This is a genomic window from Sphingobacterium sp. UBA7625 (assembly GCF_002484085.1).
GTDB classification, from domain to species: Bacteria; Bacteroidota; Bacteroidia; order Sphingobacteriales; family Sphingobacteriaceae; genus Sphingobacterium; species Sphingobacterium athyrii.
This window is the reverse complement of record NZ_DLJD01000032.1, coordinates 60,498-66,858: the sequence shown is the minus strand read 5'-3', so window position 1 is coordinate 66,858 and position 6,361 is coordinate 60,498. Positions and strand designations below refer to the sequence as shown.

Genomic DNA, 6,361 nt, shown 5'->3' with positions numbered 1-6,361 from the left:
GATGTTGCACATATGCCACATGAGGAGCTGCCCGCACCTAAAGAAAGTATGGATGAACATGTCTTGAAATCGCTGCCCGATAATGTACATCCAGTTTACAAATTCACTTCATTTATCCGAGATCTCTTTCCTGAAAATATCGTAAAATCTGTTGCCGATAATCAGGTGCTACAGATCGTTGTCTTTTCGGTGCTATTCGGAATCGGGCTTGCAATGGTCGATGAGAAGAAGCGGAAACCTTTGGTGGATTTTACGGAAAGCATGTCTGAGACGATGTTTAAGTTCACGAATATCATTATGTATTTCGCGCCTGTTGGGGTGGGAGCTGCAATGGCCTATACGGTAGGTCATCTTGGTGTTGATATTTTGAAAAACTTATTTATGTTGTTGGCAACATTGTATTTTGCATTATTTTGCTTTCTGACTTTGGTGTTGCTTCCTGTTGCACTTTACTTAAAGATTCCTGTCAGACGTTTTATTAATGCCATCAAAGAGCCGGTGTCTATTGCTTTCGCCACGACAAGTTCAGATGCTGCTTTACCGAAAGCGATGAGTGCAATGGAGAAATTTGGCGTTCCGCGTAAGATCGTTTCGTTTGTTATCCCTACAGGCTATAGCTTTAACCTGGACGGTACTTCCTTGTATTTATCGCTGGCTGCAATTTTTGTTGCGCAGGCAGCTGGTATTCACTTGTCGTTTGGACAGCAGCTCATGATTGCGTTCACATTAATGATTACCTCTAAAGGAGTAGCGGCAGTGCCCCGTGCTTCGTTAATTATCTTAATAGCAACGGCTGATCAGTTTGGTCTGCCAACCTTTGTTATCGCCGCGATTTTGGGTATAGATGAATTGATGGATATGGCACGTACTTCAGTTAATGTTGTTGGTAACTGCCTTGCAACGGTAGTTGTCGCAAAGTGGGAGGGTGAGTTTGATGAAGAAGCGCCTTACCGCGAAGATACGGAGGAATTGGTTTAGTTATCCGTTCTAACATATATAAAAAAGCTGCGCTAACAAGAAATGTTAGCGCAGCTTTTTTTGTATAAAATCCTCAGGCTAGTTTACCGGCCATCTACATAATACCAAAGGTCGCCTTGTTGTTTAAATGTAGACTTTTCATGGTGGATCTGTACTTGCAGCTCCGAATCCAAATAATGCGCTTCAAATTCTACCGTCGAAAATGTTGCTTTCAGTATATTGAGCTGCATCCACTTATTTTCCTTAGCCCATTGCTCAATAGCATTCTTATTTTGGAATCTTCTTGTTGTAGGGTGGAATGTGTTGTACAAAAAGTCAATGTTTCCTACAGCAAAAGCACTGTAGCGTGCCCGCATAAGTGCTTCGGCAGTAGTTGCTTTGGTATGGCTGCTGTGCACTTGCTGACAGCATTCCGCAAAAGTTAGTCCTGAGCCACAAGGGCAAGAATGAGTTGTTTCAGCCACAATTTTTAAAGTTTACCAGCCTTTAATGGCACCGTTTTTAAACACCTTTTTCGCTGTTGCTTCTACTTCCGGAGATTGATAGGACTGTATAAACTGCTGTACTTTTTCGTCATTTTTATTATCTGCCCGTGCAACGATTAAGTTGACATAAGGGGATTCTTTATCCTCTGTAAATAATCCTTGTTTTTCAGGGTCCAGTCCAGCCTGTGAAGCAAAGCTATTATTGATGATCGCCATTACAACCTGAGGATCATCTAGTACGCGTGGGAGCTGTGGAGCTTCCATCTCAATAACTTTGATCTGCTTCGGATTGCTGACAATATCTGTCACTTTTGGTTGTATGCCCACATTCTCCTTTAAGCCGATGATTCCCTCACGCTGGAGAAGTAAGAGCGAACGCCCACCGTTTGTAGGGTCATTTGGGATAGCGATAGTCGCACCCGGCTGAAGTTCGGTAATGGTTTTGATCTTTTTGGAATAGGCGACAATCGGGAATACAAACGTATTGCCCACGATAGTTAATTTGGTAAAGCCACGTTGTTTGGACTGCTCCTGTAGATAAGGCTGGTGCTGAAATACATTGACATCGATATCACCTTGATTCAAGGCTTCATTTGGCACAACGTAATCATTGAACGAAATTAATTCCACATCCAGATTGAACTTTTCTTTTGCAACTTTCTTAGCCGTTTCAGCAAGTTCCTTTTCAGGACCTGTTACCACACCAACCTTAAGGGTATTTTCCTTCTTTTCCCTGTTATTACAAGCTACAATAGTCGTCAGACTAAAGGCTAAGATTGCAAATGCATAGTTCAATTTTTTCATCTGTATAAATTTGTTTATTCATTAGTCAGTTTTCCCTTTAAGGCATTATTCATAAATATTTATTTTCAATGGTATTCATGAGCTCATTTCATTCGGTTCATGCTGCCTTTGGCGGTTTCAAGTTGTGATGAAGCTATCAGATTTATTCATCGAGTGTATGTTTTAAGCGGCATTGATGAGGTCGCTTTTGCTCGGTTATTCACTCCAAAGTATGATCGAATAAATCATGATGGTTTCATAAGATACAATTAATGTTAACGATGGTTTACTTTTTTTGATATGTAATCACCTGTATACTGTAACAGGAATACGATTAAAATTAATAAAATAAGAACAGAATTCATGATAAAGGTGTCATAACCTACATATCCATATTGATAGCCGATCTGTCCTAGTCCTCCGGCTCCAACGGCACCGCCCATTGCGGAATAACCTACAAGTGTAATTAAGGTGATCGTCGCATTGTTGACCAATGATGGGAGCGCCTCGGGGAGCAGCACTTTGAAGATAACCTGCTGTGTGCTTGCCCCCATGGCTCTGGCGGCTTCAATTAATCCGTTGGGAATCTCCAGTAAGCTGTTTTCCACCAATCGCGCAATAAATGGTGCTGCGCCAATACTTAAGGGTACCAATGCTGCCGACATACCTATTGATGTTCCTACAAGCTGACGTGTAAATGGGATCATCCAGACAATGAGAATAATGAATGGAATAGATCTGAACACGTTCACTAAGAGCGAAACAATCTGATGCATGGTTTTGTTTTCCAGCAGTTGATGTTTCCGTGTGAGGAATAGATAGATTCCAAGTGGAAGCCCGATTATAAATCCAAAAAAGCCCGACAGGAATGTCATCATGAGTGTTTCGAGCGTTCCTGATAAAAGTAAATCCAGTACTTGATCAGACATAACCTAATATTTTAGTTTGCGGATGCTGTTCTTTCAAATAAGAGAGACCTGATGTTATATTTTCGATATCACCAGACAATTCAGCTAATATAACACCGAATTTCATGTCACCGACATAGTCGATCTGTGCGGTGATAATATTTGTTTTAACCTGAAATTGCTGTTCCAATTGTTGAATAAAAGGAATAGATTCTTCGCTCGATGTCATGTAGATCTCTACAAGAGGATTTCCCTGCTCTTTTAATCGCTCCTGAAAACCTAAAGGAATTTCAACCTGCAACGAGGACTGAATAAAATTTTTCGTAGTTTCCTGCTGCGGGTTTGCAAAAATCATTTCAACGGAACCACTTTCAATTAAAGTTCCATGATCCAGAACGGCGACTTGATCGCATATTCTTTTGATCACATCCATTTCATGGGTGATCAATAAGATGGTAAGTCCCAGTTGTTTATTAATTTGTTTTAATAAAGTAAGGATAGATTTGGTCGTTGCAGGATCCAATGCGCTGGTCGCTTCATCACAAAGCAGAATATGTGGATCATTGGCCAAAGCCCGTGCTATAGCAACCCGTTGTTTTTGTCCTCCGGATAAGTTAGCCGGATAGCTTTCGGCCTTGTCTTCCAAGCCTACCAAGTGCAGTAACTCGGAAACTTTTTTCCGGATAAACGTTTTTGATTTGCCTTCAAGCTGCAATGGAAAAGAGATGTTTTCAAAGACCGTTAGGGACGACAGTAAATTGAAATGCTGAAATATCATTCCAATTTTTCTCCTTTTCATCATTAAGACTTTGGGCGACATGGACATCAAGTCTTCATTTTCAATAATGACTTGGCCTGTATCCGGTCTTTCCAAAAGATTGACACAGCGGATCAGTGTACTTTTTCCGGCGCCGGAAGCTCCTATGACACCAAATATTTCTCCTTTACCGATGGTCAGCGAAAGGCTTTTCAATGCATCGATTCGTCTGGATTTGACCTGGAATGATTTAGATATGTTGTTTAGTTGAATCATTGACCCTCTAGGGATTTACGCATTTATGTTAACAAAGTGGATGTCGATATAAATGTACATAAATGCGGTTGATAAATTACAATGAAATGACGAAAAAAAATGGCAGTTGAGTCGGTCTTTCCATACTGCAGTTACGCTATGGAAAGACCGGTCTAAAGGAACAAATTTCTAGGATAAGGAGTAAGCTGATACAACCTGTTTTCCAGATCCAAGTCCTTCTATTCCATATTCTATAATATCGCCATCGCGGAGGAATCGTTGTGGAGATTTTCCCATACCCGAACCTGCTGGCGACCCTGTGGAGATAATGTCACCGGGAAGGAGGGACATAAACTGGCTTAAATAAGATATCAATTTTGGTACACGGTATATAAAATCGCTTGTATTACCATCTTGCATCAGTTCACCGTTTAATTTAAGCCAAATTCTCATGTTATCTACATCTTGAATCTCATCTTTTGTGGCGATAAACGGGCCTATAGGGGCGAAGGTGTCGCAACCCTTACCCTTGTCCCAGGTACCACCTCTTTCGATCTGAAACTCTCGTTCGGTCACATCGTTATGCAAGACATAACCAAATACATAATCCAGCGCTTCTTCTTCGCTGACATAAGAAGCTTTCTTACCGATAACGATAGCAAGCTCAGTTTCCCAATCGGATTTCACGGAATTTTTAGGTAATGTAATACCATCGAAAGGTCCATTAAACGCAGAAACCGATTTCATGAATACAATAGGTTCTGCAGCTTGTTGCAAGTTGGTCTCCTTGACGTGATCGTCGAAGTTCAATCCAACACAAAGAATTTTGGAAGGAGTTTCTAAAGGAGTGCCGATACGTTCATTGGCATCTATTTCTTTTAGGGTTTCACTGTTCTTTTCTACATATGCCTGAAGTTTCTCCAAATTTGCCGTATTTGCAAAGAATTCACGGTTATATTGAAAATTTCCTTCTGAAACATCATATTTCTTTTCATTCAAAATGACTCCCGCTTTTTCGGAGCCCTTTGCGCCATATCTAAAAATCTTCATAAGCCGCAAATATACGGATTTTGTCCCAAAAAGGGCCGAAATTAACGGGAATTAACAATTAACCAATGTGTAAATTATCTATACAATTATTGTCCAAAGTCGGATATTTAAACGGAAATTTCTCATTGAGGATCTTTTTGTTGCTCACCCAGGTTCCGTTGAGTACCATTTCCTGTCCTTTTTTTCCAAGAAATAGCTTAATCAAAAATGCTGGTACAGGAAAAGGGAGGTACAGTATGCCGTATCGTCGTCTTGCAATCCGTTTGGTGAATTGGCCAATCGGCATAGGTTCGGATGAACAGGCATTGTAAACGCCGGCGACAGCGTTGTTTTGTATTGCAAATAGAAGCATTCGGGCAAGATCCTCCATGTGGATCCAGCTCAACATCTGTTTGCCTGATCCCAAAATGGGATTCAGCCGAAAACGTAACAACTGATTGATCTCTTTCAATAGACCCTGATCTTTACTGAGCACAACTCCGAATCGAAAGACGACGAGCCTTTTTCCGAGGGTTTCGATAGGTTTGACACTGCCTTCCCAAAGGTTGCAGACCCAGGATAAAAAATCGCCGCCCTGAGGATCACCTTCTTCAAACGGCTTTTTTTGATAACTGTCATCGGCTCCATACCACCCGATTGCTGATGCTGATATAACGGCCTTTACCTGGTTTGGAATCTGTTTTAATGTCTGATAAATCAGCTGCCCACTCTCTACGCGGCTGGATATAATTTCTTGTTGGTACGCTTTGCTCCATCGTGCGGCATTGAGATTGGCGCCAGCTAAATTGATGATGTAATCAGCTTCCTGGATTGATTTTATATCAATGATTTGCTTTTTCGGGTTCCAGTCGACATACCGGACGTTATGTTGTGTCGGATGAGCCTTTGGATCTCTCGTGAAGATGATTACTTCATAGAAATTGGCGACCAGCAACTTTGCTAAATGGAGGCCAATAGCACCTGTTCCTCCTGTAATAATTACTTTTTCCATGGATTAAATTTCATCTTATTTGATCACGATATCTTTATTATTTTCCTTAATTATCTTTTGTGTGCTTAGCCTGATACTCCTCCTAATATACTATTTTGAATCAATAAAAGAAGCTACAATTTAAGGTTTATCCTTTGAAATAATCTGTTTTTAC

General features: G+C 40.8%; 7 protein-coding genes. 1 reads left to right on the top strand and 6 read right to left on the bottom strand.

Annotation, left to right across the window (positions count from 1 at the left end):
• Nucleotides 1–978: dicarboxylate/amino acid:cation symporter (locus tag B4G94_RS15520; protein WP_286859956.1), on the top strand; the 978-nt coding region annotated here is incomplete at its 5' end.
• An 83-nt stretch (nt 979–1,061) separates the two neighbouring features.
• Here the strand turns inward: B4G94_RS15520 and B4G94_RS15515 are convergent.
• The 6 genes from B4G94_RS15515 to B4G94_RS15490 all read right to left on the bottom strand — a co-directional run bounded on the left by B4G94_RS15515 (nt 1,062) and on the right by B4G94_RS15490 (nt 6,207).
• Nucleotides 1,062–1,442: a YchJ family protein gene (locus B4G94_RS15515; RefSeq protein WP_286859954.1), complete on the bottom strand. Its 381-nt coding sequence runs from the start codon at nt 1,440–1,442 to the stop codon at nt 1,062–1,064.
• Nucleotides 1,443–1,454: 12 nt separating this feature from the next.
• On the bottom strand, nt 1,455–2,267 hold the full coding sequence (gene metQ, locus B4G94_RS15510) for a methionine ABC transporter substrate-binding lipoprotein MetQ (RefSeq protein ID WP_286859952.1): 813 nt from the start codon (nt 2,265–2,267) through the stop codon (nt 1,455–1,457).
• Nucleotides 2,268–2,521: 254 nt separating this feature from the next.
• The gene (metI, locus tag B4G94_RS15505) at nt 2,522–3,175 is read right to left on the bottom strand and encodes a methionine ABC transporter permease MetI (RefSeq protein WP_165306605.1); all 654 of its coding nucleotides are present in this window, start codon (nt 3,173–3,175) and stop codon (nt 2,522–2,524) included.
• Nucleotides 3,168–4,187 carry a methionine ABC transporter ATP-binding protein gene (locus B4G94_RS15500; protein WP_286859950.1) on the bottom strand — a complete coding sequence of 340 codons (1,020 nt, stop codon included), beginning with the start codon at nt 4,185–4,187 and terminating at the stop codon, nt 3,168–3,170. The genes metI and B4G94_RS15500 overlap by 8 nt, the downstream gene beginning before the upstream one ends.
• 168 nt (nt 4,188–4,355) lie before the next feature.
• Nucleotides 4,356–5,216 carry a fumarylacetoacetate hydrolase family protein gene (locus tag B4G94_RS15495; protein ID WP_286859948.1) on the bottom strand — a complete coding sequence of 287 codons (861 nt, stop codon included), beginning with the start codon at nt 5,214–5,216 and terminating at the stop codon, nt 4,356–4,358.
• Nucleotides 5,217–5,274: 58 nt separating this feature from the next.
• Nucleotides 5,275–6,207 carry a TIGR01777 family oxidoreductase gene (locus tag B4G94_RS15490; RefSeq protein ID WP_286859947.1) on the bottom strand — a complete coding sequence of 311 codons (933 nt, stop codon included), beginning with the start codon at nt 6,205–6,207 and terminating at the stop codon, nt 5,275–5,277.
• Nucleotides 6,208–6,361 lie beyond the last annotated feature (154 nt).

Coding starts and splice junctions, on each gene's coding strand:
- B4G94_RS15500 (WP_286859950.1), bottom strand. CDS start 4,187: ATGATTCAACTAAACAACATATCTAAATCATTCCAGGTCAAATCCAGA.
- B4G94_RS15495 (WP_286859948.1), bottom strand. CDS start 5,216: ATGAAGATTTTTAGATATGGCGCAAAGGGCTCCGAAAAAGCGGGAGTC.
- metI (WP_165306605.1), bottom strand. CDS start 3,175: ATGTCTGATCAAGTACTGGATTTACTTTTATCAGGAACGCTCGAAACA.
- B4G94_RS15490 (WP_286859947.1), bottom strand. CDS start 6,207: ATGGAAAAAGTAATTATTACAGGAGGAACAGGTGCTATTGGCCTCCAT.
- metQ (WP_286859952.1), bottom strand. CDS start 2,267: ATGAAAAAATTGAACTATGCATTTGCAATCTTAGCCTTTAGTCTGACG.